The following is a 26,374-nucleotide window of genomic DNA, read 5'->3' as shown; positions in this document are numbered from 1 at the left end:
ATCTTGAGGTTACTTGGGTATATATGAAAAGATGAATCATTTGAAATAAACAATCGTAAAAACCTATTTATATGATAGATACCTAAAAATATACTATAGTGTGAATGTTATAATGCGGTTATAGATTATATAATTGAAACATATATTGTCAGTAGAGGGCGCCATGGAAAGTAATAAAGAAAAAATAAGAGAATTTGTCCAGTACTTACTGAAAAAAAATGGGCAAGAAGCTGATGTTAATATCAATGATGATGACTCGCTTATCGAATCAAATCTCTTCGACTCACTTGACATCGCAGAGTTAACATTATTCCTTGAAGATGAATACAATATTTATACTTCATCTTCAGATAATGAAGTATTCAAACAAATAGATACTATTAATTTAATTGAGCAGTACATAATTTCACAAAAATAGCACACCTTATTTTTGTGGAATCATTTATTAAAAGCTTTATCATTGGATTTTATGTAACGTGCTATCTTTTGAGCTAATATTTTATTCCCATTCGGGGTCAGATGACTGCCAGCATCTATAAAAAACAGCTCCTTTTTATCGTCAAATATATTAGACATATCAATAACATGACTGTTTTTTCTAGATAGATTAGATAAATTCCTTGCTATAGTGTTCATAAATTCATTTTCTGTTATATTTTTTCGAATATTATCCATACTATCTTCATTCCCCCACACCGACGGAGGAATAAAGATCAAAGTTTTTACATTTAAGTCAGCACCATAATCTATGATGTCTTCAAATCCACTCATTATTTTCTTCGGAATTGCAGTTTCATAATATTCCATATCACGTAATGAAATATCATAGCCAGATTTTAAAACTATATTTTTAATTTTATTTTTAACTAAACGTAGAAAAGAAACCAGTGCTATCTCATTATCTCTTTCCTTAACTTTTACATTTTTAAACTTTGCATATTCAACTATATAGTCAACCGGTCCGTTAACAATAATAGCTAAATCATAATGATGGTCTTTAGTATTATGAATTCTTTGCCAATTAGCAAGATTCTGAGAGACCTCCTGTCCTGGTGATGAATAATTATCAATCCTATATTCAGGCAATAGCTCTGCAAGATAATAAACTAATGTTGTATCGGAAGAATTATAGAAACCAAAACTTTGAGAAGCCCCTAAGACTAATATACTCTTTGTTTGTTTTCTAGAAGCATGATAACTGTACTCCCTTCTACCAAATTCATCAATTTTATATATTCCATACTCTCCCGGTCGAATGACACCCCCTATATATGGAAGATAATAAGTTTCGAGAGCACGGGTATCATCATAATACTTAGCATATTTCTGACGATCTAGATTTTTAGGTAAATTTTGGATAAAATTATCCTTTTCACTTACCGACCGATAATAACCTCTAGCATACAATAGCAAATCACTTCCTGCATCAACAAGCAAGCCAAGCAATACAATAAAAAATAATAGCGCAATAGAATATTTAATTTTTTTCATCATATTAAAAGTCAAAATAATAAAAACTTTCTGGTCTCTGTGCGGCAACCATTGAGCAGCCCAGAATAATCGTAATCATAATTGGAACGGATATGTAAAATGGGATTTTAACCAATTTAGTTCGTACATAGTCAGCACTATCCAATGCATGTAGAGCTAGCGTTAATACAATCAAAATCAGGATACCGAGCTCTTTCGATGTTATGGGATCCATATGAAAAGAAAATAATGATTGATAATAAGACATCGCCATATCAAGAGATGGGTTACGAAACAATATCAGTAATAGTGTCCAAACAGAAAAGTTCCATATGATCCCTAACAGCTTCACATATTTATTCGCTTCCACAAACCGTTCATAACCACTGTACTTTTCCAAAATCATGATAACGCCCTGAATCCCGCCCCACAAAACAAAATTCCAGTTAGCACCATGCCACAATCCCGAAATCAACATTGTGATAAAAATCGGCATATAGGGCAAAGTATTACGGAAATGGCGTACCAAAGGGATGAAAATATAATCTCGCAGCCAAAAGCTCAAGGTCATATGCCAACGTTTCCATGTTTCCGTAAGCGAGTGGGACAAATAAGGAGAATGAAAATTTTCAGGAAAGCGAATCCCCAAAGCACCCGCTGTTGCAATCGCCATATCCGAGTAGGCGCTGAAATCACAATAAATCTGGACACTGAACCCAATCGCAGCAATCAATAAACTAACACTATCATTTGATTCCGGATTCAAGAATATAGGGTGAACATAAGCCCCGATCTGATCTGCAATCAAAACTTTTTTTATCATTCCAACTGAGAACAGAGGCAGATTATAAACAATATTCTGCCAAGACACTTTAATTTTGGAAAGCTGTGGGATTAACTCTCGGCTTCTTAAAATGGGTCCAGCGATTAAATGTGGAAAAAAACTAATATAGAGACTAATGTCCAAAACCGTAAATTTTTTCTTGGAAGAACGGGAAAAATCAACCATCATACTGATTAATGTAAAAGTAATAAACGAAAGACCTAATGGAAGACCGAGTCCAAGCCTCATATCTAACCCAATACTTTCTAGTACAAAATCAGTATATTTAAAAAACATTAAGGGAATTAAGCTAATTATAACTAAAAGAGCGAGTGATTTTTTTCGTTGAATCAACAACTGACATGACAGAACACCCAAAATAATGTAAAAAATCAATATATAAATATAATGAACATTCCAATATGCGTAGAAAAATATACTACACATCAATAGAATAATTTTTTGCCATCGATTGTCACGAACCAGCCGAACAGTCAACAATACAGATGAAAAAAATAATAAAAAAACAGGCAATTGAAAAAGCATAGGTCTATAAAAACTCCACCTAATTGAATCCGTTCAGTCTAATTCGTAATTATATTTCTGATACTTTTGGCTTCTTTGTTGATGTTTATCAAGCACAATATTACCAATAACCAACATATCAATTTCTGTATTCATAAAACAGTTAAATGCATCTTCAGGAGAAAGAACCATCGGCTCTCCCCTGACATTCAGACTCGTATTCACCAATACAGGACATCCCGTTATTTCATAAAACTGCTTCATTAACCGATAAAACCGCTGATTCGTACGTTCAGAGACGGTCTGAAGTCTTGCTGTGCCATCAACATGAATGACTGATGGAAGTTTATGATTCACGCCATCTTTAGCCGTATAAATGAAATTCATATATGGCGAAGCGCCCTCAATATCAAACCATTCACTTGCATATTCTTCTAATATCACGGGAGCAAAAGGCCGGAATGATTCTCGGTACTTAATTTTTAGATTGAGTTCTCGCTTCAAATCTGGCACTCGGGGATCCGCCAGAATAGAGCGATTTCCTAATGCTCTGGGACTAAATTCAGCTTTCCCTTGAAACCAGGCAATAATTTTACCATCAGCTAAAGCATCAGCCGTTAATTGAAATAACTGCTCGTCCGGCACAAGACGATACTCGGCATCCATGTTATCTAATTGGGTTAAAGCTGTGTCTTGTTCAAATGCCGGTCCAAGATAGGGCATATAATCCGACGCAGGAGTCCTTGGTGATTGAAGGTACAGATGATGACATACTTGTGCAGCGCCTAATGCACTTCCTGCATCTCCCGCGGCAGGTTGTATCCAGATTCGCTCAAACACCCCGCTTTTTAGCACTTTCCCAGCCGCCGCACAGTTCAATGCGACACCTCCGGCTAAACACAAGTTCACTTCTCCGGTAAGTTCTCTCACATATCGGGCTAAGGCTAAAAATATCTCATCAGTGACTTCCTGAATAGACGCAGCAATATCCATATGAACCTGCTCTAAACTACTTTCCGGTTGCCTAGCCGATATCCCAAACAACCGTTCAAGTTCCGAACTATACATACGAAGCTCAGTCGCGAAACGAAAATACTTCATATTCAGGCGAAAACTGCCATCCGATTTAATATTCACCAGATTTTCTTTGATCAAAGTGCTATAAACTGGCTGGCCATAGGGTGCAAGTCCCATGATCTTATATTCACCAGAATTAACTTTAAATCCCAAAAAAGCTGTAATGGTAGAATAGAGCATGCCTAAAGAATGGGGAAAAGACATCTCTTTGATTCTTCGAATATCCTGTCCCGACCCTATCGCAACTGTCGTTGTCGCCCATTCACCGACCCCATCAATCGTCAATATAGCAGCCGACTCAAAAGGAGACGGATAAAAAGCAGCGGCGCTATGAGATAAGTGGTGGTCAGAAAAGAGTAACTTTTGATTCCAAAGCTCTCCGCCTTTGAATTCAATCAACTGCTTTTTTAAATTAACTTTCTGAAATAGTTTTTCCTTCAACCAGATAGGAATTGCATGACTAAATAACTGATATCCTCTCGGAGCAAAACGTATACAAGTTTCTAGAATTCTTTCAAATTTATTAAATGGTTTTTCATAAAAAACAACATAATCAATATGCGCCATCGTGACATTATGCTGCTGTAAAATCCACTCAATTGCATTTTTCGGGAACACATCATCATTCTTCACGCGACTAAAGCGTTCTTCCTGCACAGCCGAAAGAATCTCTCCATCACGAAGCAATGCGACAGCACTATCATGATAGAATGCCGATATACCGAGAATATAAGTCATCCATACATTCCTTTAGAATTGCTTTTTAAAATCATCGGAAGTAATCGCATCTTTTTCTGGCTCTCCCCAATAACTAGATAGATGCTTATCTATTTTTAAAGGGAGTAATTTAGGACGGAACAAACGCAATAACCAACTCAGCGGTGTAATAAAAATAAAAAACAAGACCCAGAATAGTCCCTTTCCAATCAAGGCATGGATTTTGTCAAAAGCCTTAATTACAAATTGTAACTTCATTGGCGCAATCAAAGCATATAGTAAGATGATGACCGCAAATGGAACGGTCCATATCCACATGGCTTCTTTGACAAAACTCATCACACCGGAAAATATCAATAATCCACAACTGAGAGCCAACAGGCGGATACGGATCTGTTGTCTCCCCACAGATACATTATTCACCATTCTAAAGCTCCTTCTTCATTTTTTCAGCGACCAATCCTGATATGATTCCTAATGCCTTTTTGTTCAAATGAATATCATTTTGAGAGACCCAGAATGACGAGGTTGGCGCCCCCTGAAACATCGGTAAGGGATCAATAAACTCAAACTGATACTGCTGAGCAAATTTTTGGGTGATTTCTCCCATAAATGAGAATTGATAATGATTAAAATCATGCATCTCAGGAATAGAGACGATAATAATGTGACTTTTGGTTTTATTTTGAATGTGTTGTAACTTATTGAATGCCTGAGACAACACCATCTGACCAGCAGAGCTTTGCCATTGTTGGCGGTATCCATCAAGTAAAGCTTCTTTACCAAATTTACCGCTGATGATTTGCTGAATAAATGTAGAGACCAAAGCAGCCAATTCACTATGTTCTACCAGCCATCCGGGGGATTGCGTTGTAACTTGAGCGGTTGATCGAGGGGTAACGAGTACAACAAGAGTATCTGCCGATAAGCTTTGTCCAATCGATTCCCATAATGTCACCGACTGATTCAAATTCATGTTGCCGATGCCGGCATTGACGACATCCACATCAGTTGGCAACTCACGTTCAAGTTGTCCTCTGAGACTATCGGCATCCTCGACTCCCCATCCCAGCGCGATAGAATCTCCGACAATTGCAACACGATGAGCTGATGTTTTATCTGGTTCAGGCCCGCGCATCCCAAGACTATTAATCTGAATCGTAACATTCTGTAACGTCGCAGAATGATTCGGGATGTGCTGATGTCCGATATTCGGATCTGGACTTTTCTCTTTCAGCAAATTGGCATAACGCCACATTTCAATGACATAATTCTCTTGGCTCATCGTCGCCAAACGTACAAGACCTTCACCAAGAATCAATGCTAAAACCACACCGAATAGCATCAAAAGGCTATTACGCCCCCATGAACTCATATGAATAAATCCCTTTCGTCATCAAATCAGAGAGTAATAATCGACACACCAACAATACCAATAAGCACTTACTCACCAGTAGAGCCAAAACAGGTAAGATAAAGAATTACTGAACGAACAGAAACATGGCTTCTACACCAAATTTTTAGAAAATAGCATAGATAAATGGTGCCCAACTTGAGCCACTAGAGAACACAAATAAGCCGGATAGCAGAAACAAAACCAACAAAAAAGGCAGCAAAATTATCCGACTTTTTTTAGAAAACAAAAAACCCAATAACTCAACAAAAACTTCTTTCATATTTGACCTATGCTTGACGTTAAAAACATGAATATGAACACATATCGATTATAAACCTGTTGTAAACATAAGGCTGTTTAGAACCTCATTATGAATATAGTAGAGTTTTAAACTTTAGAGAAAACAATACTCGGAAACAGAATTACCCAGACGTTTACACACCTTTTAAATAACAAAAAAATCAATAGAAAATTCCCTACCTGTGCTGTGGATTCAACGCCCATAAAAGCGTTTGCCGAGCATGAGCGATCCGTGGCTGACGCAGCGCACTGGGAGTCCATGCCATATAATATTCCAACCGCGTATCCGCTATCGGGGCTTTGATCTGTTGCAGCTCACCGCGCTGAATTTGCTCACGACACAAATAGTCCGGCATCACTGTCCAGCCGAACCCTTCAATCAGTAAACGGCGTAAAGACCGTAAATCCTGACTGACCAATGCCGGGGGATGGCTCCCCAAATGCAGGTTGTTTTTCTTCAACCAACGATCAATAACCGACAATTCAAGGTTGTAAGTCAACATCGACTCATTCAGCAAAGCCTGCGTTAAATCCTCTGCCTGAGCAATTCTGGCCGCAACTTCCGGTGCGGCAACCGCCATCACCGGTGCTTCCATTACCGTTTCGCTACGCAGACGTTTATCCGTCACCGGATGGGCGGTAAATCCCAAATCACAGTGTCCTTCGACCAACATATGGTGAACTAAATCCCCATCACCAGCATGCATCCGGATACGAATACCTGACTGCAACAACGGTAAGAGCCGTGGTGCAATGACTTCAGCCATAAAATCGGCATGACCAATCATTTGCAGCACGCCTTCCATATTGATTGAACGCGACCTCGCCTGTGCCAGCGCCGATTCAACGGCATCCAACTTATCTCCGATATCCATCGCCAGTTCATCAGCCGCTGTCGTCGGCTCCACACCAGAGGCTTCACGAGTAAATAGTTTTCTCCCGACCGCCACCTCCAGCCCGGCAATATGTTGTGACACCGCCGGTTGCGTCAAATTGAGATTTCTTGCCGCAGCACTGATCGAGCGCTGACGATAAACTTCCACAAAGGTTCTTAAACGAGCAAGTGACATAACAACGCCTCTCCCTAAAGGGGTCATAAATATATTTATACCCCATCTAAAATAACCTTGTTAGCATGATTACGCTACTCTCATATATGATTTCCCCATCTTGAAGCACAGCAGTCGAATCACTCATTTGCGTTGAATGAAACAGTTACATTGCCAAAAACGCTGAGTTTTGAAAGCAAAGTGATCAATCACTGTCTTCGACATACATTGTCAGCTTGATTAAGGAGTCTATATGTCCGTTCAAACATCATCCGCTCAGGTCATCGCAGCGAACCTCGATTCTTCCGATGCATCATCGTTCAATGAGATGAAGTCAATTCTTAGCAGCATGAAACGGGCTCATCTCAAATCGGGCCCCGCAGATGCTGAATTACGTCAGGACCGTCTGTTGCGTGCAATTCGCTTACTGAAAGAAAATCGCGTCGCGCTGTCACAAGCCATGAGTGAAGACTTCGGACACCGCAGCACTTATCAGTCAATGGTCGCCGATATTACGACGTCAATACGAGCGCTCCAGCACGCAGCAGAACATGTTGCACAGTGGATGGCAGCCGAAACGATCGACACTGAACAAGAAGGACTACAAGCCCGAATTCAGCCTCAGCCACTGGGCGTCGTCGGTGTTATCAGCCCATGGAACTTTCCGCTGAATCTTTCATTTGGCCCATTGGCGGGTATTTTCTCTGCGGGTAACACCGTAATGCTCAAACCGTCAGAACTGACCCCGAAAACATCAGAACTGGTTGCCGAGCTGGTTGGACGTTACTTTGACCCGATGGAATTTGTCGTGGTGCTAGGCGATAGCAAAATCGCCCAACAATTCAGTTCCCTGCCATTCGATCACCTGCTGTTTACCGGCAGTACCGCGGTCGGCAAACTTGTCATGCGTGCTGCGTCAGAAAATCTGGTGCCTGTCACACTCGAACTCGGCGGTAAATCTCCAGTCGTTATCGCACCGGATGCAGATGTGTCTACCGCGGTGGCAAGAACCCTGACCATTAAAACGTTTAACGCAGGTCAAATCTGTCTGTCCCCGGATTACATCCTGCTCCCTCAAGGTGCAGAGGAACAACTCATTGACGCTGCGCAACAATTCATGCGCCAGAGTTTCCCGACACTCCAAGCGAATACGGATTACACAGCAATCATCAGCGATCGACACTATCAGCGTTTGGTCGAGTTACTTGAAGATGCGCAACAAAAAGGTGCCCGCGTGATCAGCCTCGCCCCAGATGATGAAGTTGATTTCTCTGCGTCCAGTCGCAAAATTGCCCCGCATCTGGTACTTGATGTCACAGAGGATATGGCAATTATGCAAGAAGAAATTTTCGGCCCGCTGCTCCCAGTGAAAACCTATCACGACCTAGAAGATGCCATTGACTACATCAATCAGCATCCCCGCCCGTTGGCCGCTTACTATTTCGGCGAGAGCCAGACGCAACAGGCACAATTCGCCAGTCAAACCACTTCGGGTGGACTGGTCATCAATGATGTCATGACGCACGTGACCATTGAGGATCTACCTTTTGGCGGGGTTGGCGCTTCCGGGATTGGCGCATATCATGGTATTCACGGTTTCCGCCGTTTCAGCCATGCCAAACCAATTGTCATCCACAGTCCAGAAGGTCCATCCAACCTGAGACTGAGAGCACCTTATACCGATAAACTGACACAACTGGAAGAGTTTTTAGCGCAGTAAATGCTTTTAGATGCAATTCACAAACACGAACAACAATGACTTGAAAAGGAAGAGAATAATGAAGATTTTAATGGTTCTGACCTCACATAGTGAACTCGGCAACACCGGTGAAAAAACAGGCTTCTGGCTCGAAGAATTCGCAGCCCCCTACTACAGCTTTATCGATGCAGGCGCTGAAGTCGTACTCGCCTCACCAGACGGTGGACAGCCACCACTGGATCCAAAAAGTGATCTGGCTGATTTTCAAACCGAGCAGACACACCGCTTTAAAGCCGACCCAGCCGCACAGCAAGCCCTTGCCAATACGGTCAAGCTGGCAGGTATCAAACAAGAAGATTTTGATGCAGTCTTCTACCCAGGCGGGCACGGACCACTTTGGGATCTGACCAACTCACAAGATTCGATTCAGCTCATCGAAAGCTTTGAACGTGCAAATAAACCGATCAGCTTTGTCTGTCACGCACCGGGCGTACTACGTCATGTCAAAGCAGCCGACGGAACCCCACTGATTCAAGGACGCAAAGTGACTGGTTTTACCAACAACGAAGAAGCGGCCGTGCAACTGACTGACGTGGTTCCGTTTCTGATCGAAGATGAGTTTCAGGCACTCGGTGGTCTGTATGAAAAAGGCGCAGACTGGGCACCTTATGTCGTTGAAGATGGTCTGTTGATCACCGGGCAAAACCCAGCTAGCTCTGAAGCAGTCGCTCAGGCGCTGTTGAAGAAACTGGCATAATCATTCATCTGAGCAGATAAGCTCACACAATCCACTGTCTATATCCAAACGATACTTTTTCGGCCTGCTCTTGATTTGAGCAGGTTTTTTTATAGCACTTGCTCATTCTCAGCCCCCCTTAAATACTCCCCGATGATAACCAAGATATTACTGATGCTCGCGATGTAGGGAACACTGCATCCTCTAGATTTCCAATTTGCGAGCCTTTCTTTAAAGGCAAATCACTACGATATTAGATCGGATTACATCCGCCCTGTCATTAACAGCATCGACAATATAATTTCTTTAAAAATCATCAAATAATAGAAATATTTCTATTGATATATAGGAAGTTATATTTATGATGGTAGCTTCTTTTGACGGGCAAAAGTTCAATATAAACATTGACATAAATCAATATGCCTTAACAACACGTTGGAAATGCTGTATGGATATGAATCGAAGAAAAAACAATTTTCGTTTAAATGATAAAACATTGATAAAAAGTTGGCAGCACTTGTTTGCCAAATCATGCTTCTTATTTTTGATTGGCTTCTCTTATTCATCAATTGAAAATAACGCTCATGCTTTCGGCCTTGGTGATGTCGTCAAAATCGGTGGCGATTTAGTTGACTCAGCAATGGAAAAACAAGACGAAAAAGAAAAACAAGAGCAAGAACAAAAAAGAAAATTATTACAAGATGCTCGAGGGTATGCCGACCCAATCATGAAACGATATAAACATATTTCCAGCTATCATGGCCTCAAAGTCTCTCACGATACCCAAACACTGTATAGCGACCTGAAATATATCTACAGTGCTGATAATGCTGAAAAAATACGCCAAACTGCGAAAAAACTCGATGATGATCTAAACATCTATCAATCAAAAATTAATCAAATCGAACAACAGAAAAAAGCACAAAAAGAAAAAGCAAGACAACAACGGATCGCTGCTGAGAAAAAACGTCAGGAAAAAATGAGAAAACAAGCGGCAGCTGAACAAGCAGCCGCTAAAAAAGTAGCAGCCGAACAAGCAGCCGCTAAAAAAGCAGCAGCCGAACAAGCAGCCGCTGAAAAAGCAGCAGTCAAACAAGCAGCCGCTAAAAAAGCAGCAGCCGAACAAGCAACCGCTGAAAAAGCAGCAGCCGAACAAGCAACCGCTGAAAAAGCAGCAGCCGAACAAGCAGCAACTAAAAAAGTAGCAGTTGAACAAACAACAACCAGAAAACCAGCTGTAGCGGAACAAGATGAGAAGGAAAGACAGAATCTTGTAACTGAATTACAAAAAAAACGCTTATTCGATAGCGAACTATCTAAATATGTCAACGACTATCCATTACCTCAACTCAAATTAACCATTGCATCTTACAACGGCCAAATAGCATATCAAGAAGCAACAAGTGAACAGTCAAAAGGAGCGGCCCGTGAACAACGGAAAAATAAACTATGTGGTCTCCAAGGCAAACATTACGGTTGGATTGGTAAAGTAACAAATCTGACAACCAACAGTGAAGGGAAAGGGGTACTCACCGTGAAGTTCGGTGAAAATATGCACCTAACCACCTCTAATAATACCTTTAGTGATATTGGTGCAAATAGCTTGCTCGACCCGAGCAGTGACATATTCCAGTCGGTCTTCAAGCTAAGCCGTGGTGACATAATTCGGTTTGATGGCTATTTATTTCCAAGTAACAACGACTGTATCCGAGAGTTCAGTGACACAATGAAAGGCAGCATGACAGAGCCGAACTACCTATTTAAATTTATCCATATAGAGAAACTCAACTAATATATTGTTGACCAACAAACGTAACCGAACCTGCCCATCAATGGGCAGGTTTTTTATTCTCTGTATATATCATTGAAAACGAGTCGGTTCAGAATCCTTTAAACAACTCAACCCGATGATAGTCGAGATATTTCCGGTGCTCCCGATGTAGGGTGCAGTGCATTTCTTCGCGGATACCGAGGGTTGCGGGGGATTGGAGATATTTGGAGATCATCACCTTGCCATGTTGATCGAATGAGATAAAACCAAGGTCAAATGCTTTATCAAGGTTCGCCAACAGTAACAGGCCGTTGTATTTATCCAGTCGTTCATCGTTATTCGAATCCCGCCAAGGCTTGATATGAGAAGCCACCAGCATTTGGGTATTACGATAGCGCGTCACCGCACAGCCCTGCCACAGATCAATCAGTTGTCTGCGATAAGTTCCCTGCCCCAACCGCGCATTTCTCAGAATTTGCTTTTCCGTGGTTGTCAGATGTTCATCTGCATCAATCTGAGCGACATCCTGTTGTAAATCAATCTGCGTCAGGTCTTTTAAAAACTGCTGATAGGAATCAATAACGGCTGAAAACAGATTCAGGTTCGGATCATTCACCTGTAATGCATGCGACTGTTTAAACCGCAGAGCCAAGTCATGAAATGCCCGATATGACTTCATGTCAAACACAGGGATATTGGCAAGCCCTTGTTCCTGTAACCACTCGGACAAATCACTGGCAATCAGCCGAGTATAACGTTCGACAGTCTCCGGAGCTTGGCCGATATCCACCAACCATTGCTGATACAAAAATGCCAAATCAGACAAATTATGATTTAAAGCCTCTTTGAGATCAGTGTTAGTAATCCGGCTTTGCAGATACGCAAACAGCGCATCATCGATAGTAATATGAGACACAGCGGTTTTGGAGTAACGTTTTACCGTTGCAGGATCTATTCCCGGGTTGTAAACGATATGCCAAAACCCTTCGCTTTTAAGATGGAAATACGGATTCTCTGGGGTGTTTTGATCCGTATCACGACGACGCTGATTGAAAAAACGCGTGAATGCCTCTTTTAACGGTTCATTGAGATCAATTCGATTGGCCGCAATCACTCCGCTTTCAATCAGCTCCGTCACCGCCAGCAACATGCATACCTTATGTGGGCTTTTGTGATTGCCCTTGGTATTCATATTGAGATTGCGAAACTTATCCTCGTAGTATTCCAGAGACATGCTTATTCCCTTACTACATTCAATATTGGGTCTAACAGAGACAGAACCACCGTTTGCCAAGACACATCACTGCGTTTGAGACCGTCCCCCTGCCGCTCCGAAATCAGCATTGGTTTTAACCCAGCTCCAGCAGACTGAGCCACTAATTCCTCAACGGAGAGCGGGTAAGTCACACGTCCATCGCTAAATTCACCATCGCGTAAAGAGATCACCAGACGTCCTTCCGATGTCAGCAACGCTGCCAGATGACCCAATGCCTGCTGACGTTGCTCCGGTGTCAAATGCATCCACACCGCACTGACCAGAATCACATCGAATTGCCGTTTGCGTTCTGCAAGCTGCGATAACTCCGGCAGTGCGTCATCCAGCCATTCCACCGTATCACCAGTTAACCGCTGCCCTTCCGCCCGCATCAGTGCCGCAGGCTCCACAGCAACGACCAAACAACCTCGCGCCGCCATCCAGCACGCATCCCGCCCGGAACCGGCCCCGACATCCAACACCCGATCACCGCAGCCCGGCCAGAAATCCCGCCAACATGCGTGAACGTCTTCAAAACTGAGGCTATAGTATTGGGTTACCAGTGAGCTGGCGTTTTGGTTGTAGAAGTCTGAATGTTGCATCGTCTCTTGTGTCATTCGATTAAGCAATAATTTGATTTTCCCAGAGAAAATTACATATTTTTTCTCTTATCCGTCTTTACCAACCAGCCGAGCTTCCAACTCTTTGAGAGATTCTCCCAATTCAGTTCTCCAACTCTGAGGCCCACTCCGGCTATTGCCTGAAACTAAGCAAGCCGCATATGAGGAAGAACTCATCAACTTATCTTTGAGCAACTCATACCAATTCTCCCGTTCAATCAGAACACCACTGTCAATCATCTCCTGCTTTATTTGCTGGCTTTTACCCGGCATGCTTTGCGATGATCGTTTAGCGATTTGAGAACCTTTTGCAAGCAAAAAACCATCATCCGTCATTCGTCCATAGGCTTGCAATTTATTCACAGTGAGAGTCAGAGGATAATGAGTCAAAGATTCATTGCTCTCTATTTCTGTTGTCGAGGATGAAGCAATCGGTTCCAATAATCGATGCCCCAGACTTCCCAGTACCAATTTGATATTTTCAATAAACTCTTCCATTGCCGCCATATCTGCACGGGGCAAACCTGACTTAGTCGGACAATTTGAATTACTGACGGTATAACGATCTGCGGCTTGACTCATTTCAACTAATCTTGCTTCTAAATATTTGATATGTGCTTTGGTGAGGTTTTCATCTTTACTGCTGAATATAATCACCTCGTTCCAGAAGTCTTTTTCACGATCATGATTGGCTAATCGTCTGAAAACATCTTCGGACTCACCGATATAAGCGACGTTATCATCATCACCCGATGCCTTTTCCAGCAAAAAATAAACACCGGGACGTTTCACTTCATCCCAGTGCTTCAGTTCAAAAAATCGAGTTCGCGGACACGCCATCGCCTGCCCCGACCAATTGACGATTTCCACATGACGCAACCCTGTCGGGCTACCGTCAGCAAAGAAGATACGAATACTGCGACCAAATTCTGCCATACTGCCTCGTTGTAAGAATAATCTGACTTTTTAATGCAGTTAAAAACAATAGCATTAAAATAAATCCCCCCCCAATAGAAAGCTGGATTCTTCATAAAGCAAGTAGAGTGTTCAGCAACAACTAATCAACAAATACAGATTATGAACCATGATTCATAATAATTGCTATTGATGATATATTGAATCTCATTGCTAATTTATATGTCTAGCCTGCTTACCTCTTCTTTCTTCATCCTCAACCAACACCCCATTTACACCAAAAACTGCACTCACACGCAAAACTCATCTCAACCCCGATGCTGCCATTTACCCGATTCTCACCGCGTAGTACGATGACCGACATGAAAAAGACACTTGACCATCTTCCCGAGCGGAAACAACAAGATATTGACACCATTGCGACTATTTTGCGTGATGTGGTGGATGAATATGTGGCGGGCAGAAGCGGCAAAAAAGCCGGTTTTAAGATCCACAAAATTATCCTGTTCGGCAGCTATGCCAAAGGCAACTGGGTCAATGACCCGGCAAACGGCTATGTCAGCGACTATGACATACTGGTGATCGTCAACCGCTTTGAACTGGTGGAAGAGTTCACCCTGTGGAGTCTGGCGGAAGACCGTATCAGCCGTCGAATTCCCAAAACCCCGTTGGGGCTGATTGTTCACACCCTCGGTGAAGTCAATCAGTGGCTGCATGACGGGCACTATTTCTTTCGGGATATCCGCGAGCAAGGCATCGAACTGTATAGCGCTGATGGTCGCGAGCTGGCACTGCCGGGAGATCTGAGCGCCGAAGAAAGTCGGCAGATTGCGCAAAAGTATTTTGCTCAATGGTTCGAAAGTGGTGAGCAGTTCTTTATTACTTTTCGGGATCATATGAATCGAGGATGGGTGAACAAAGCAGCCTTTGAACTTCATCAAGCCACCGAACGCCTGTTTGCCTGCACCCTGTTAGTGTGTACCAACTACCTGCCCAAAACTCACGACTTAGAGAAACTACGCGCCTTCTGTGCCGGGCAAGACGAACGCTTCGCCCACCTGTTCCCTGCCGACAACCAGTTTCACCGTCGCAGCTTCCATCGCCTCAAACGCGCCTACGTCGATGCCCGCTATTCGGAGCACTACGAAATCACCGTTGAAGAGCTGGATTATCTGGCCGAAGAAGTGAAAAAACTCAAAGTGCTGACGGAAGCGGTTTGTCGGGGAAGGATTGAGTAAGTCATCGCAATCACACATCAACTTCAGAGCTCAATTATCTACGCAGTGCGTAGATAATCTTAATCTTGGCACACAGATTCCGAATACCTCACCTCAGGCCGCAGATTGCTCCGCCATTAATTTCAATAATTTCTGCTCAAGTGCGGAGTCCGAAATAATCTCAAAATCGGTATAAATCGCCACTGGTTTCAGAGCCTTACCGGTAGTCGGCTCCATGCGAACGAAACCTTTTTCACTGAGCGTTTTTAAGGTGTTGGATAAATTAGATTTGGCCCGGCCGGATATTCTGGCTAATTCTGTCAGGCTTGCTGGCTTTTCCGTATCAATCAGACGTAATAAGGCAATATTCTCCGGCCTTAAAATCTGTGCTACCGCATTGACCGATGTGTACCAAACCTTCGGCTCATCCGCTTGCGGCATATATTTCCTTTGCGCAATCGCCAGCAGGCGAAAACGGATCAGATCTTCAGACATAATGCCGATTCTTGCTTTCATGTGGTTTCCCCTCAATTGCTTCTATGGTTGTATCAATGCCGGAGAAGAAGTCTTGCAGTAACGTATAAACATCCTGAAATTCATAGGGTGTTCCCTGATCAATCGCAGTCCGATGCAAATGATCGTAGTCATACCGTTTGCCACTAAATCGTTTATTTTTCCGTGGCTTCACTGCATGGGCATTGTCATAACCAAAAACTCTTTTGTTAAATCGATTATGTAGCGTCATGTTGTAACGGATCCCGTGAGGGCGTTCTCTGGTTGGCGGAACCGTCCATGCTTCAATTTTCCACCAATAACCGTCATCCCGGTACACTTCTGTGCCATGCATACTCAACAAAACATCTAACTCTTCCATCAGCTTACCCTGATGTTATACCTAGAGTATAACAAAATTAATCTTATCAGGAAGTCATTCATCATCAAATCGCTCTGTTCTGCACTTCTGAATTCCCCGATATCCAACGCATTCTTTAATCTCTCATCCTCAACCAACACCCCATTTACACCAAAAACTGCACTCACACGCAAAACTCATCTCAACCCTGATGCCGCCATTTACCCGAATTCCACTGCGTAGTACGATGACCGACATGAAAAAGACACTTGACCACCTTCCCGAGCGGAAACAACAAGATATTGACACCATTGCGACGATTTTGCGTGATACCCGCTATTCCGAGCACTACGAAATCACCGTTGAAGAGTTGGATTATCTGGCCGAAGAAGTGGAAAAACTTAAAGTGCTGACGGAAGCAGTTTGTCGGGGGAAGGATTGGCTAAGTCATTGAAGTGCTAAAATCACCTCATACTGTAACGGAGGGACAAGCATAAAGCAGCAAAAACTCACTGTTGAAGCGTTGGCAAATCGTTCTGGTGTGCCTTACAGCACGATCAGAAAATTTGAAAACAGCGGTAATATCTCTCTCCGGCAGTTTCTGATGCTATTTGAAGCGGTTGGTGATATCGGCCAAATCAGATCTAACGCTGCAAAAAGCACCGCCCCCCATGATGGCTTGCATGGTGTATTTGCTGACAGCTTACCGGACGGTTGGGGGCTTTATCTGATGGATCGGGTCTTCAAAAAACATGGCTATCCCCCTCACTTGATTACCGCACTGGAACGGTTAACTTATATCGGGGAACAATGTGAAATACCACCAAGACTTTCAGACGCATTGATTCAGTCGCATTCGCAACATTAAGCCATCATGATGGTTGAGCAAAATAATTGATGCTTATCCGCAACTGATGATTGATAGCACCGAAATATGTCAATATGATGTAGTGATGCACACAGAATCATCGCTTGACCGCGAGGCTCTGTTCACGGAGAAAACAGCTGAAATCATACCGTACAAGTTATGTCGGTCTGTGATTTTACCCGTTTCGTATGTTTCAGGAGGCAATGTATGTACGTTGTGACGGTGACTTTCACCATCGATCCCGAGTCATTTGAATCATTTATTAAACTCGCCCAAGAGAATGCAGACATCGCAAAAGATGATCCGGGATGTCTCCAGTTTGATATCTGCTGGAATGATAAAGATAAACAGGTTTTTTTCTATGAACTGTATGGTTCGGAAGACGAATTTAATGAATGTCTGCAAACCGAACATGCGCTGCTCTTTGATCAGAAAACGGAACCGATGATTGAAGAAAAAACATCCAAAATCTTTTCCCGAATCCATATGGCATAGCCATCAATTCACGATCCGCACCTTCCCAAAGGCAGGTACGGATCATTTTTATAACCTCAGACATTGGCAGACTGTAATCTCGCCTGACGCATTTTCTTCAATGCGATACAAGTGAGCGCAGTGACAACCGCACCAAGCGCCATACAAAATAGCGCTAACAACGGTTTGTTCATCGCTCCCAGTAAGGCAACAACCGGTCCGCCATGCGCGACACTATCGGTGATCCCAAAAGAGAAAGCCATTACCGCAGCAACCATCGACCCCAGCATGTTGGCCGGAATCACCGACACCGGATCCTGCGCAGCAAACGGAATTGCCCCTTCAGAAATCCCGACCAGCCCCATCGCACCGGCGGCTTTACCAGCTTCAAGTTCTGATGCTTCAAACAGGTTCAGTTTACGACCAAGCACCGTGGCGAGTCCCATGCCGAGCGGAGCAACCGGAATGGCACACGCCATCGCGCCCATAAACTGTGTCTGACCACTGGCAATCATGCCGACAGAGAACAAGAAGGCAACTTTGTTGAACGGGCCGCCCATATCAAACCCGGCCAGTCCGCCCAGCACAATGCCCAGCAACACCATATTCCCGGTACTCATGGTGGTCAGCAGTTCTGTCATCCCATGCATCAAGCTGGCAATCGGAGCACCGATCACAAAAATAAACAGACCAGAGATAAACAGTGCACCGGTGATCGGTGCGATCATAATCGGCACCAGCGGCTGAATCATCTTGTGATAATTGAAACTGGTCAGCCAGCGAATGAAATACCCCACCAATAAACCGGCAACAATTGCGCCGATAAATCCGGTTCCGGCGTCAGCATCGTAAAATGAGCCGTTGTTGGCAATCCAGCCACCAATCATCCCCGGGGCCAACGCCGGGCGATCGGCAATCGCATAAGCAATATAACCGGCCAGAATCGGAATCATCAGTTGGAAGGAAACGACACCGACATCCAGCACTTTATTCCACAAACTACCTTGTGGAATCGCCATCCCGGCTTCCGTCGGCTCCCCGCCAATCGCCAGTGCCAGCGCAATCAACAGCCCACCGGCAACCACAAACGGGATCATATGCGAGACACCGTTCATCAGATAACGATACAACTCCGGTCGGTTCCGGGATGGTTCCGTATTACGGGATTCAGCCGGAGAATCAGGTCGATACACGGGGGCCTGCAATGCTTTCTGAATCAACCCTTGCGCATCACGGATCGGCTCTTTCACGCCGGTTTCAATCAGTTTTTTACCGGCAAAGCGGGTGATTTCCACCTGTTTGTCACTCGAGACGATAATCGCGTCTGCCGCTGCAATCTCTGCTGCCGTCGGGCTGTTTTTCACCCCGATCGACCCGTTGGTCTCGACTTTAATCTGATAGCCCAGTGCTGCGGCACCTTTTTCCAGCGATTCAGCCGCTAGATAAGTATGCGCAATCCCGGTCGGACAGCCGGTCACACCGATCAGAAAACCGTTTTCTCCCGATGACTGCGGCGTCGGTTCTGACTTGGACAACAGTAGTTCCAGCGCTTGCTGCTCGGTCTGTGCGGCCAAAAGCTGCTCGGCGAATCCGTCTTCAATCAGTTTGGCAGAAAGCTCGGCCAAAACTTCGACATGATGATTGGCATTGCCATCGGGAGAAGCAATCATAAAAAAGAGTTTCGATGGCTGGCCGTCTTCGGCGCCGTAATCAATGCCCTGACGACTGATTCCCACCACCACGGCAGGTTCACTCACAGCAACGCTTTTGGCATGAGGAATAGCAACGCCCTCATCAAAGCCAGTATTGCCGAGTGCCTCTCGGGCATAAATATCCGCTAAAAATTGTTGTTGATCGGTGATGCGTCCTTCTGCGGCCAGCATACCAGCCATCTCGGTAAGCACTTCATCTTTGGTCGTTGACGAAAGATTCAGCCGAATCAATCGTGATGAGATAAGTTGAGTCATCATTTTCGTTCCCCGTTCATTCTGTCTGCCACTGTCCGCTTCATTGGGGAAGAATAGGTGTCTGTCCCCATAAGAAACTCGACATTTACGGTGTGTGTCCCCGTAATTCTTGTCACCTGTCACTCTTGTCCTTCGAAAATAAGGGAGATAGTGGTAACTAGAGTATTGTGGTGACAGTCTCCGTCAGTTGATAGTGAAACAAAAATGCATTTACTGGAGGATTGTATCATGATGATTTAAATGTGATCTAAGCCCAACGATGACATGAAATAGACCGTTCTATTTATATAAAATCACATTTATATACAAGCAATGGCTTAATCAACCTTTATATGGTGTAGCACATTGAATTTTTGATTTGAATAACTAAAATCTGCATCTTCAAATGAATGGGGAATCCCCACATCATTGAAAGATGCAGAAGTTAGAAAGTGTCTGATTCTAATGCAAAACAGATATTGAATTTTGTTCCAATTCCGTCGATTAGAAACATTTCGTTAGAAAGATTCTTCTAAAACTAGAACCTGCCTAGTATCACCTAATACAGTAACAAATTCTTCCATACCCTCAATCGAATAAACACGTCTAGGTAGTGAGGAACCCATATCGTAAAAGCGTCCATCGTATTTCGGCAAGGCCACCGTAGTGCGGTTATTTGAATAAATGACATAATCATCAACAATGTTATCAAGATAGAAAACATCATCATATTTCAAGTCAACAAGATATGATTCTGCATCGTCAATTGACAAATTGCCGTTACGTAGTCGGATCATCAAAGGAGTCATACCTTTCAACACATCTTTGTAACCTAGAGCTCTTGCTTTCCTTACTTTTTCATCATGAATAGCCTGTTCTTTTCGGTTAGCTTCTGCCTGAGCTTCTGCCTGAGCTTCTGCCCGTTTTGCGTCTATTTCGGCTTGTTTTGCATCTCTTTCAGCTTGTACAGCACGTTCTGCAACCATTCTATCATGCTGTTTTTTCTCTTCTGCGGCTTTTAAATCGGCATACTTTGATGAGAATACTTCATCACATTGATTCAGTTCATCTGTTTTCCATAGAATGTCTACTTTTTGTTGCCTGATTTTTTCCAGTTGCTCTTTATACGAATAAAATAAATCGGATATATAGCTATAGTTGGTATTGTATCTTGTCGGATTATCAATCCATTTTTTTCCTAGCTCACAATTTGAGAGAACCTTATCTACAGCTTGCTGAACATCTCTACTCGGTATTTTTGCTAATTCACTTTCTGTGACATCAATCAGACTCTGACAATGAGACAAAGTTTCATTGAATGGCTGACCTCCGATAATATATTCAGAATTCAGCATATCAGGATTCATTTCTTTCAGCTCTTTCAAGTCTTTCATAAACCAACGTTTACGCTGTTTATATAAATCAAGTGCTGTATCAGCATAAGGGTCAGGGCGTGGAAAATCCAACTTAGGCATACTAGTACAACGTCTTGCAATACTGTCCATTAGTTTAAATGCATCTTTGGGTGGTACTTTTGATATTTCATTCTCTATTGAAAAAATTCGATTTTGACACTCGGATAGCTCCTCAACAAATGGCTTCTTCTGCCAAACTTTTGTCGATTTCAACGCTTCAGGATTGCTGGATTCTAACTCTTTCAACGTATCCGAGAGCGTTTTTTCCTTATCCTTAAATAATTTGATCTCTCTATCATTTGACGTATAAGGGCGAGGGAATTTCAGGGTAGGAAGAGTTGAACAATCCCAAATAATCCGACTCATTAAAGATAAGTCATTTTTCCCAAGCTCTTCTGCACCAACTGAAAAACTAAACATAGAGAGAAAGCACAATATGGTTACAGGTATTTTCATTTCTAATCCTATTATATAATTTCACTTACGTGGAAGAGGCTTCTGAAACAGAAAAATCATTATAAATAAAACCAATAATAACCACAATAAAAAACACTAAAATCAATAAGTAACAACTCTTATCTCTTAATCTTTCAGACAAAAAATGTGGTTCCACTGTAATGAAACTAAGAATGTCAATACTATATTTTCTATCACCAGCAAGATTATAATGAGAAAGTTATTTCCGTCTGAATATTAAAGAGAAGTAAAGCAGCCCATCATGATTCAAATGTGATCTGTATCGGTATGAGACATTTAAATTCTGTGTATTAATAATATTTATATTAATAAAGTACACAACGGCTCAGGAACAGAATAATGGATGGTGATCACTGCACGACTTGTCATCGACGTTGCATCAATGGATAACGGCAGGAAATCATGAGCCAAGTATTTCATCATCTGATTGAAGCCATTATTGATGAGCGGGACAACTGTCAGCGTATCTGGTTTGCCGGTGATCAGCACACCCCACCGCCATTCAGCTATCAGGTGAACTTTCCTCGTCTGGAGATCGCCCTCAAAGGCAATTACTGCAACCAGATTGAAGATGCACTGCACGGGATCAGTGTCGTTCATATTCAGGCAGGAAATGCGCTTTATATTCCCCCCAACTGTTGGAATAAACCGGACTGGGAAGATGAGTGTTCAGTCATCAGCCTTCTGTATGGCCGTCGTCAGATTGGGTTTAGCTTTGTTGCCAAACGCAAAGGCACCGATGGTTTTTATGATGTCCAGAAACACAGTGTGCAAATGCGAACCGGCTATGCGATTGATAATATTCTGGAAAGCCTCAACGCTCTGGCCAGAGAGCCGCAAAAATCGCCGATGGATGAGCATCTGCTTTGTGCACTGCTGACCTACACGCAGAGTATTCTCCGTCAGCCACAACTTTCAGCCAGAAGCCATAGTGAAGATCTCTATCAGGGGATTTGTATCTATATTCAGGAAAACTTTCACCGGGCGATCACCAGAGATTCCATCGCATCACGGTTCAGCCTGTCTGCCAATCACCTCTCCCGCTTGTTTCATCAGCAGGGACACATGACGCTGGCTGACTACATTGCGTGGGTCAGAATTGATCGGGCGAAGTTCATGTTGAAAAAATATCAGTTCCGCCTCAGCGAAGTTGCCGAACGGTGCGGGTTTCAGGATGTGAATTACTTTTGCCGAGTGTTTAAAACGAAAACCGGTATGACCCCTTCCGAGTACCGGACACGCTTTGATTAAGAAATTTCAGTGTTCTGTATGATCGTAAGCCATGACATGGAGCAGAATGCCTTTGAGCGTTTCTTCTCGTTTGGCATCCAGCAGCAGCTGTGCATTGAGATCGTCAATCAACCAGCGGGTCAATCGCGTCATCGCTGTCACAATATTCCGGTTCAGCGGCTGCGGCAGAACCAGAGCAAGCACGAATGAAACGGGTGAACCGGCAGACTGCCAGTCCAGTGGCTGTGCCAATGGCATCGCCAGCACCATCGGCGTGTCCACCACGTCACTCATCACATGGGGCAAAGCGACTCGATTCGGGAGTGCCGTGGTTGAGATATTCTCCCGCTGATTGAGCTGTGCCAGTAATTGTTCAGGCTTTCCGGGAGCAATCCGTTTGGCAAGATAATGCAATGCCGAATGCTTATCGGTGAATCTCAAGTGGGCTTCATAGTCCCAGCGACACGCAAACGGCAGAGAAAACGCCGGATGAGTCGCGAACAGTTGCTCTGCGGCAGCATTTTTACGATGTGAAGTAGAGATCAGAATGGCCTGTTCACTGAAATATTCCGTGAGCACCATACAAGCGAGTTCGGCATCGAGTCCTTCAATCGCAATCTGGCACAAATGTCCGGCACGATTTCTCAGGCTCAAAACATTGAGAGGCTGATTGAGCCGGGAGTGGGTTCCCCGGCTCAGATTGTAAAAGACAAAAATGGAACGGAAATAGCCACAAAGCTGCTTCAGAGCGCTGACCTGCCAGCCCGGCAGCCCTTCTTCTTTGAGCAGAAACGTAATCCGGGTGGTGATCATACTTTTCTCAGACAAGTTTCTAAAACTTGTTCAGCATTGATCAAAACGTCTTCAATCGAGAAATGAAAGACCTGACACCCTTTAAAACGGGATTTCTCTTCAATTTCGATATCAGACACAATGATGCGAATATCCGCTGAAACAATATCCGCAACGGTCAGCTCATTTTCAATTCCCATTGCCCCTTGTGTTTCAACTTTGATTGACACACCACGGTGACCGGCGGCTTTGAGCAGCTGCTCGGCAGCCATATAGGTATGGGCAATTCCGGTCGGGCATGCGGTTACGGCTACCACCTTCATGATCGCTCCTTACTTATCTGCGATCCTTGATGACCAAACAGTCATCAGGCCAAAGATATAAGCCTATCACAATGATATTGCCGATATTGTGGCTGACTGCATTTTTCGGATGCCATACATGGCTGAAAAGACTCGTTCTTTCGTCAAGCCGCCCATCACAGGGCGGCAAGATTGCATCAGATGACTTACAAAAATGCCTTATAAGGCAGCTCCGGTTCATCGGTGAAAATATCGCGGAAGCCGCGGAAGTGCTGGTAATGCATTCGGCCTTTATCCGTCGGGTAAGTATATTTTCCGCCGACCTGCCAGAAGAATGGTGCAAAACCGTATTGCAGACGCTCTTTTTTCATCTGCCATAACACTTCGATTTCGCGGGGATCATTTTGGAAGTTGGCCCAGATATCATGGTGAAATGGCACCACGACCTGACAATCCAGCGCTTCACCGGCCCGCAAAATATCGGAAGCGGTCATTTTATCGGTGACACCGCGTGGGTTTTCACCATATGAGAGCAAAGCAACGTCGATCTGGTATTGGTTACCATGTTTGGCGTAATAGTTTGAGTAGTGCGAATCACCGGAGTGATAAACCGTACCGCCAGTTGTTTCGATCAAGTAATTCACCGCACGCTCATCCATGCCATCAAGAATGGCTTTATCATAAGATGAGACACCTTCCGGCAAGGTCACCAGCGCTGTCCGGTCAAAAGAATCCAGCACTTTGATGCTCACATCACCAATTTCAATACAATCCCCGACTTTGGCAACAATGCAGCGCGCCTGCGGGACGCCCCAACTGGTCCATAAATTGACACAAGCTTGCGGACCAATAAATTTCACATGTTCACCACAGTTTTGCAGCACAGCGGCGGCAACGTTCACATCAATATGATCGGCATGATCATGAGAAGCCAGCACGGCATCAATCTCTTTGATGGCAAAGGGGTCCATCACAAACGGAGACGTTCTCAGATTTGGCTGAAGTTCACGCACCCCACCCATCCGCATCATCTGATGCTGGTTTTTCATCAGCGCATTTTTTTGGGTCCGTTTCCCGGTGCCACACCAGAAATCAATCGACAGATTGGTATTCCCTGCCGTTTTCAGCCAGATACCGGTACATCCCAACCACCACATTGAAAACGTATTTGGTTCAACCACGGTTTGCTCAATTTCTTCATTGAGCCAGGTTCCCCATTCAGGGAACGTATTGAGGATCCACGATTCGCGTGTAATTTCGTTTACCTTGCTCATAACAACACCTTTTATTTCTGATTTATTGTAAATTTTGCATGTAGGGAGCCGTGCGCTTGGACCGAAGCCCAAGCACCTGCAAATATGATTCGTTCAGAGCGGTGATCGATTCAGCGCGTTAGCGACTAGACCAGAATGACCTGTGTCCCCTGCGCCTCTAATGCACTCACAACCTTTGGCGATGCATCTTTACCGGTAATCACCATATCGATTTTGCTGGTCGGACAAAATAACATGCCCGTTCGCTGACCGACTTTGGAGCTATCAACCACCACAACCAGCTTGTCGATCTGTTCCAACATCTGCTGCTCTGCAACGGCGGTTAACATATCCGCTTTATACAATCCGCTTTCCGTCAGACCTTTACCACTGGTAAACATCCAATGCCCGGCATAACCGCCCAATGCATCCGGTGCCGGATTGAGGAAAATATTCTGCGCTTTATTGTATTGACCACCGATAATGATGACATCTTCGTGATCTTCGTTGATCAGATAGCTTGCCAAAGGAAAGTAATTAGTTACGATTTGAACATCCTGCCCGCATAACTGCTGCCCCAGCATGAATGCCGTCGAACCACAGTTGATCACAACACTATCTCCCGGTTGGCAGAGCTCAGCCGCGCGTATAGCAATGAGAGACTTCTCCCGATAGTGCTCGGTACTATCGATATTCAGTGGTGTCCATCTTCTCTTTTTGCCAACAATCCGTTCAGCCCCGTTGCGAACTTTCTTCAGTTTACCGAGTTCATCAAGTTTTGAGATATCGCGTCGGGCAGTTGCCGGAGAAACGTGAAAGGCATCGATAATATGAGACACATTGATCGATTGTTTCTCTTCTAACAAAGACAAAATGCCATGATGTCTCTGGACTTCATTCATAAGCATCATCCTATTCATCACAATGTGATTATTTATGATTACATTTGATTTTTTTTGATTCTATTAATCATCCTCTTTGATGTCAAACAATTCAGATGAAAAATTAAACACTAGGCAACCTCAAAATATAAGTTATTGTTTTTAATGAATTATTAATTCTATCAAGTGATCAGCGTAGCATTTGTCGCACCTGCTTCCATGTAAAATTGATATAAATCAATACAATCAAAAACAATCATTGAATGATTATAAATGATTTTTTAAAGTCTATTCCGTGAGCAAAACAAATCGA

Annotated in this window: 27 protein-coding genes; 9 read left to right on the top strand and 18 right to left on the bottom strand. The window is 43.6% G+C overall.

The window, feature by feature from the left end:
* Positions 1-163: 163 nt before the first annotated feature.
* Positions 164-418 carry an acyl carrier protein gene (locus tag BSQ33_RS13015; RefSeq protein WP_021020855.1) on the top strand — a complete coding sequence of 85 codons (255 nt, stop codon included), beginning with the start codon at positions 164-166 and terminating at the stop codon, positions 416-418.
* A 20-nt stretch (positions 419-438) separates the two neighbouring features.
* On the opposite strand, the gene BSQ33_RS13010 is transcribed toward BSQ33_RS13015, so the two are convergent.
* The 7 genes from BSQ33_RS13010 to BSQ33_RS12985 all read right to left on the bottom strand — a co-directional run bounded on the left by BSQ33_RS13010 (position 439) and on the right by BSQ33_RS12985 (position 7,378).
* A complete protein-coding gene (locus tag BSQ33_RS13010; protein WP_021020854.1) occupies positions 439-1,494 on the bottom strand; it encodes an SGNH/GDSL hydrolase family protein in 1,056 nt (351 codons plus the stop codon).
* Between the two features lies 1 nt (position 1,495).
* Entirely contained in the window at positions 1,496-2,839 is a 1,344-nt protein-coding gene (locus BSQ33_RS13005) for an MBOAT family O-acyltransferase (protein ID WP_088134256.1), read from the bottom strand.
* A 33-nt stretch (positions 2,840-2,872) separates the two neighbouring features.
* Positions 2,873-4,633: a carbamoyltransferase gene (locus tag BSQ33_RS13000; protein ID WP_088134255.1), complete on the bottom strand. Its 1,761-nt coding sequence runs from the start codon at positions 4,631-4,633 to the stop codon at positions 2,873-2,875.
* A 12-nt stretch (positions 4,634-4,645) separates the two neighbouring features.
* Positions 4,646-5,038, bottom strand: a complete 393-nt coding sequence (locus tag BSQ33_RS12995) for a hypothetical protein (protein ID WP_088134254.1) — start codon at positions 5,036-5,038, stop codon at positions 4,646-4,648.
* A gap of 1 nt (position 5,039) precedes the next feature.
* The gene (locus BSQ33_RS12990) at positions 5,040-5,987 is read right to left on the bottom strand and encodes an SGNH/GDSL hydrolase family protein (RefSeq protein WP_157721396.1); all 948 of its coding nucleotides are present in this window, start codon (positions 5,985-5,987) and stop codon (positions 5,040-5,042) included.
* A gap of 145 nt (positions 5,988-6,132) precedes the next feature.
* Complete coding sequence (locus tag BSQ33_RS22235) at positions 6,133-6,288, bottom strand: DUF5989 family protein (RefSeq protein ID WP_021020849.1); 156 nt, start codon at positions 6,286-6,288, stop codon at positions 6,133-6,135.
* Between the two features lie 196 nt (positions 6,289-6,484).
* Positions 6,485-7,378: a LysR family transcriptional regulator gene (locus tag BSQ33_RS12985; protein ID WP_021020848.1), complete on the bottom strand. Its 894-nt coding sequence runs from the start codon at positions 7,376-7,378 to the stop codon at positions 6,485-6,487.
* A 232-nt stretch (positions 7,379-7,610) separates the two neighbouring features.
* On the opposite strand from BSQ33_RS12985, the gene BSQ33_RS12980 reads away from it, so the two are divergent.
* The 3 genes from BSQ33_RS12980 to BSQ33_RS21830 all read left to right on the top strand — a co-directional run bounded on the left by BSQ33_RS12980 (position 7,611) and on the right by BSQ33_RS21830 (position 11,584).
* Positions 7,611-9,077, top strand: a complete 1,467-nt coding sequence (locus BSQ33_RS12980; protein WP_088134252.1) for a coniferyl aldehyde dehydrogenase — start codon at positions 7,611-7,613, stop codon at positions 9,075-9,077.
* A gap of 58 nt (positions 9,078-9,135) precedes the next feature.
* The gene (locus tag BSQ33_RS12975) at positions 9,136-9,813 is read left to right on the top strand and encodes a type 1 glutamine amidotransferase domain-containing protein (protein ID WP_021020846.1); all 678 of its coding nucleotides are present in this window, start codon (positions 9,136-9,138) and stop codon (positions 9,811-9,813) included.
* A gap of 340 nt (positions 9,814-10,153) precedes the next feature.
* Positions 10,154-11,584, top strand: a complete 1,431-nt coding sequence (locus BSQ33_RS21830) for a hypothetical protein (protein ID WP_198298106.1) — start codon at positions 10,154-10,156, stop codon at positions 11,582-11,584.
* An 88-nt stretch (positions 11,585-11,672) separates the two neighbouring features.
* Here the strand turns inward: BSQ33_RS21830 and BSQ33_RS12965 are convergent, their stop codons facing one another.
* The 3 genes from BSQ33_RS12965 to BSQ33_RS12955 all read right to left on the bottom strand — a co-directional run bounded on the left by BSQ33_RS12965 (position 11,673) and on the right by BSQ33_RS12955 (position 14,374).
* Complete coding sequence (locus tag BSQ33_RS12965) at positions 11,673-12,797, bottom strand: HNH endonuclease (protein ID WP_021020844.1); 1,125 nt, start codon at positions 12,795-12,797, stop codon at positions 11,673-11,675.
* Positions 12,798-12,799: 2 nt separating this feature from the next.
* Positions 12,800-13,420 carry a class I SAM-dependent methyltransferase gene (locus BSQ33_RS12960; protein WP_088134593.1) on the bottom strand — a complete coding sequence of 207 codons (621 nt, stop codon included), beginning with the start codon at positions 13,418-13,420 and terminating at the stop codon, positions 12,800-12,802.
* Positions 13,421-13,486: 66 nt separating this feature from the next.
* A complete protein-coding gene (locus BSQ33_RS12955; protein WP_088134251.1) occupies positions 13,487-14,374 on the bottom strand; it encodes a GIY-YIG nuclease family protein in 888 nt (295 codons plus the stop codon).
* A gap of 341 nt (positions 14,375-14,715) precedes the next feature.
* Between BSQ33_RS12955 and BSQ33_RS12950 the strand changes: the two genes are divergently transcribed.
* Positions 14,716-15,591: a HEPN domain-containing protein gene (locus tag BSQ33_RS12950; RefSeq protein ID WP_157721395.1), complete on the top strand. Its 876-nt coding sequence runs from the start codon at positions 14,716-14,718 to the stop codon at positions 15,589-15,591.
* A 93-nt stretch (positions 15,592-15,684) separates the two neighbouring features.
* On the opposite strand, the gene BSQ33_RS12945 is transcribed toward BSQ33_RS12950, so the two are convergent.
* Together BSQ33_RS12945 and BSQ33_RS12940 are read right to left on the bottom strand one after the other, a co-directional pair.
* On the bottom strand, positions 15,685-16,086 hold the full coding sequence (locus BSQ33_RS12945) for a MarR family transcriptional regulator (RefSeq protein WP_088134249.1): 402 nt from the start codon (positions 16,084-16,086) through the stop codon (positions 15,685-15,687).
* Positions 16,058-16,444, bottom strand: a complete 387-nt coding sequence (locus tag BSQ33_RS12940) for a toxin-antitoxin system TumE family protein (protein ID WP_088134248.1) — start codon at positions 16,442-16,444, stop codon at positions 16,058-16,060. The genes BSQ33_RS12945 and BSQ33_RS12940 overlap by 29 nt, the downstream gene beginning before the upstream one ends.
* A gap of 235 nt (positions 16,445-16,679) precedes the next feature.
* Between BSQ33_RS12940 and BSQ33_RS12935 the strand changes: the two genes are divergently transcribed.
* The 3 genes from BSQ33_RS12935 (at position 16,680) to BSQ33_RS12920 (ending at position 17,786) form a co-directional block, all read left to right on the top strand.
* Positions 16,680-16,877 (top strand): hypothetical protein, encoded by a 198-nt coding sequence (locus BSQ33_RS12935; RefSeq protein ID WP_157721394.1) that lies wholly within the window; start codon positions 16,680-16,682, stop codon positions 16,875-16,877.
* A 69-nt stretch (positions 16,878-16,946) separates the two neighbouring features.
* Positions 16,947-17,291: a HipA N-terminal domain-containing protein gene (locus tag BSQ33_RS22170; RefSeq protein WP_332457861.1), complete on the top strand. Its 345-nt coding sequence runs from the start codon at positions 16,947-16,949 to the stop codon at positions 17,289-17,291.
* A 207-nt stretch (positions 17,292-17,498) separates the two neighbouring features.
* Complete coding sequence (locus BSQ33_RS12920; RefSeq protein WP_157721393.1) at positions 17,499-17,786, top strand: putative quinol monooxygenase; 288 nt, start codon at positions 17,499-17,501, stop codon at positions 17,784-17,786.
* A gap of 56 nt (positions 17,787-17,842) precedes the next feature.
* Here BSQ33_RS12920 and BSQ33_RS12915 read toward each other — a convergent pair whose 3' ends face one another.
* Together BSQ33_RS12915 and BSQ33_RS12910 are read right to left on the bottom strand one after the other, a co-directional pair.
* Positions 17,843-19,735 carry a PTS fructose transporter subunit IIABC gene (locus BSQ33_RS12915; RefSeq protein WP_088134245.1) on the bottom strand — a complete coding sequence of 631 codons (1,893 nt, stop codon included), beginning with the start codon at positions 19,733-19,735 and terminating at the stop codon, positions 17,843-17,845.
* A 494-nt stretch (positions 19,736-20,229) separates the two neighbouring features.
* Entirely contained in the window at positions 20,230-21,582 is a 1,353-nt protein-coding gene (locus BSQ33_RS12910) for a hypothetical protein (RefSeq protein WP_157721392.1), read from the bottom strand.
* Between the two features lie 423 nt (positions 21,583-22,005).
* Between BSQ33_RS12910 and BSQ33_RS12905 the strand changes: the two genes are divergently transcribed.
* The gene (locus BSQ33_RS12905; protein ID WP_088134243.1) at positions 22,006-22,854 is read left to right on the top strand and encodes a helix-turn-helix transcriptional regulator; all 849 of its coding nucleotides are present in this window, start codon (positions 22,006-22,008) and stop codon (positions 22,852-22,854) included.
* A gap of 6 nt (positions 22,855-22,860) precedes the next feature.
* Here BSQ33_RS12905 and BSQ33_RS12900 read toward each other — a convergent pair whose 3' ends face one another.
* The 4 genes from BSQ33_RS12900 to ulaR all read right to left on the bottom strand — a co-directional run bounded on the left by BSQ33_RS12900 (position 22,861) and on the right by ulaR (position 26,082).
* Positions 22,861-23,646, bottom strand: a complete 786-nt coding sequence (locus BSQ33_RS12900) for a PTS sugar transporter subunit IIA (protein ID WP_088134242.1) — start codon at positions 23,644-23,646, stop codon at positions 22,861-22,863.
* Positions 23,643-23,948, bottom strand: a complete 306-nt coding sequence (locus BSQ33_RS12895; protein WP_021020830.1) for a PTS fructose transporter subunit IIB — start codon at positions 23,946-23,948, stop codon at positions 23,643-23,645. Before BSQ33_RS12895 ends, BSQ33_RS12900 begins: the two co-directional genes overlap by 4 nt.
* Positions 23,949-24,133: 185 nt before the next feature.
* Positions 24,134-25,201, bottom strand: coding sequence for an L-ascorbate 6-phosphate lactonase (ulaG, locus tag BSQ33_RS12890; protein ID WP_021020829.1), 1,068 nt, complete (start codon positions 25,199-25,201; stop codon positions 24,134-24,136).
* 125 nt (positions 25,202-25,326) lie between these two features.
* Complete coding sequence (ulaR, locus tag BSQ33_RS12885) at positions 25,327-26,082, bottom strand: HTH-type transcriptional regulator UlaR (RefSeq protein WP_021020828.1); 756 nt, start codon at positions 26,080-26,082, stop codon at positions 25,327-25,329.
* Positions 26,083-26,374 lie beyond the last annotated feature (292 nt).

This window comes from Vibrio gazogenes (assembly GCF_002196515.1).
Lineage (GTDB): Bacteria > Pseudomonadota > Gammaproteobacteria > Enterobacterales > Vibrionaceae > Vibrio > Vibrio gazogenes_A.
This window is presented reverse-complemented; position numbering and strand designations above follow the sequence as displayed.

Bases quoted from the DNA above. Each gene is read 5' to 3' on its own strand.
- BSQ33_RS13015 (WP_021020855.1), top strand. From the start codon at position 164: ATGGAAAGTAATAAAGAAAAAATAAGAGAATTTGTCCAGTACTTACTG.
- BSQ33_RS13010 (WP_021020854.1), bottom strand. From the start codon at position 1,494: ATGATGAAAAAAATTAAATATTCTATTGCGCTATTATTTTTTATTGTA.
- BSQ33_RS13005 (WP_088134256.1), bottom strand. From the start codon at position 2,839: ATGCTTTTTCAATTGCCTGTTTTTTTATTATTTTTTTCATCTGTATTG.
- BSQ33_RS13000 (WP_088134255.1), bottom strand. From the start codon at position 4,633: ATGACTTATATTCTCGGTATATCGGCATTCTATCATGATAGTGCTGTC.
- BSQ33_RS12995 (WP_088134254.1), bottom strand. From the start codon at position 5,038: ATGGTGAATAATGTATCTGTGGGGAGACAACAGATCCGTATCCGCCTG.
- BSQ33_RS12990 (WP_157721396.1), bottom strand. From the start codon at position 5,987: ATGAGTTCATGGGGGCGTAATAGCCTTTTGATGCTATTCGGTGTGGTT.
- BSQ33_RS22235 (WP_021020849.1), bottom strand. From the start codon at position 6,288: ATGAAAGAAGTTTTTGTTGAGTTATTGGGTTTTTTGTTTTCTAAAAAA.
- BSQ33_RS12985 (WP_021020848.1), bottom strand. From the start codon at position 7,378: ATGTCACTTGCTCGTTTAAGAACCTTTGTGGAAGTTTATCGTCAGCGC.
- BSQ33_RS12980 (WP_088134252.1), top strand. From the start codon at position 7,611: ATGTCCGTTCAAACATCATCCGCTCAGGTCATCGCAGCGAACCTCGAT.
- BSQ33_RS12975 (WP_021020846.1), top strand. From the start codon at position 9,136: ATGAAGATTTTAATGGTTCTGACCTCACATAGTGAACTCGGCAACACC.
- BSQ33_RS21830 (WP_198298106.1), top strand. From the start codon at position 10,154: ATGATGGTAGCTTCTTTTGACGGGCAAAAGTTCAATATAAACATTGAC.
- BSQ33_RS12965 (WP_021020844.1), bottom strand. From the start codon at position 12,797: ATGTCTCTGGAATACTACGAGGATAAGTTTCGCAATCTCAATATGAAT.
- BSQ33_RS12960 (WP_088134593.1), bottom strand. From the start codon at position 13,420: ATGCAACATTCAGACTTCTACAACCAAAACGCCAGCTCACTGGTAACC.
- BSQ33_RS12955 (WP_088134251.1), bottom strand. From the start codon at position 14,374: ATGGCAGAATTTGGTCGCAGTATTCGTATCTTCTTTGCTGACGGTAGC.
- BSQ33_RS12950 (WP_157721395.1), top strand. From the start codon at position 14,716: ATGAAAAAGACACTTGACCATCTTCCCGAGCGGAAACAACAAGATATT.
- BSQ33_RS12945 (WP_088134249.1), bottom strand. From the start codon at position 16,086: ATGAAAGCAAGAATCGGCATTATGTCTGAAGATCTGATCCGTTTTCGC.
- BSQ33_RS12940 (WP_088134248.1), bottom strand. From the start codon at position 16,444: ATGGAAGAGTTAGATGTTTTGTTGAGTATGCATGGCACAGAAGTGTAC.
- BSQ33_RS12935 (WP_157721394.1), top strand. From the start codon at position 16,680: ATGAAAAAGACACTTGACCACCTTCCCGAGCGGAAACAACAAGATATT.
- BSQ33_RS12920 (WP_157721393.1), top strand. From the start codon at position 17,499: ATGTACGTTGTGACGGTGACTTTCACCATCGATCCCGAGTCATTTGAA.
- BSQ33_RS12915 (WP_088134245.1), bottom strand. From the start codon at position 19,735: ATGATGACTCAACTTATCTCATCACGATTGATTCGGCTGAATCTTTCG.
- BSQ33_RS12910 (WP_157721392.1), bottom strand. From the start codon at position 21,582: ATGAAAATACCTGTAACCATATTGTGCTTTCTCTCTATGTTTAGTTTT.
- BSQ33_RS12905 (WP_088134243.1), top strand. From the start codon at position 22,006: ATGAGCCAAGTATTTCATCATCTGATTGAAGCCATTATTGATGAGCGG.
- BSQ33_RS12900 (WP_088134242.1), bottom strand. From the start codon at position 23,646: ATGATCACCACCCGGATTACGTTTCTGCTCAAAGAAGAAGGGCTGCCG.
- BSQ33_RS12895 (WP_021020830.1), bottom strand. From the start codon at position 23,948: ATGAAGGTGGTAGCCGTAACCGCATGCCCGACCGGAATTGCCCATACC.
- ulaG (WP_021020829.1), bottom strand. From the start codon at position 25,201: ATGAGCAAGGTAAACGAAATTACACGCGAATCGTGGATCCTCAATACG.
- ulaR (WP_021020828.1), bottom strand. From the start codon at position 26,082: ATGAATGAAGTCCAGAGACATCATGGCATTTTGTCTTTGTTAGAAGAG.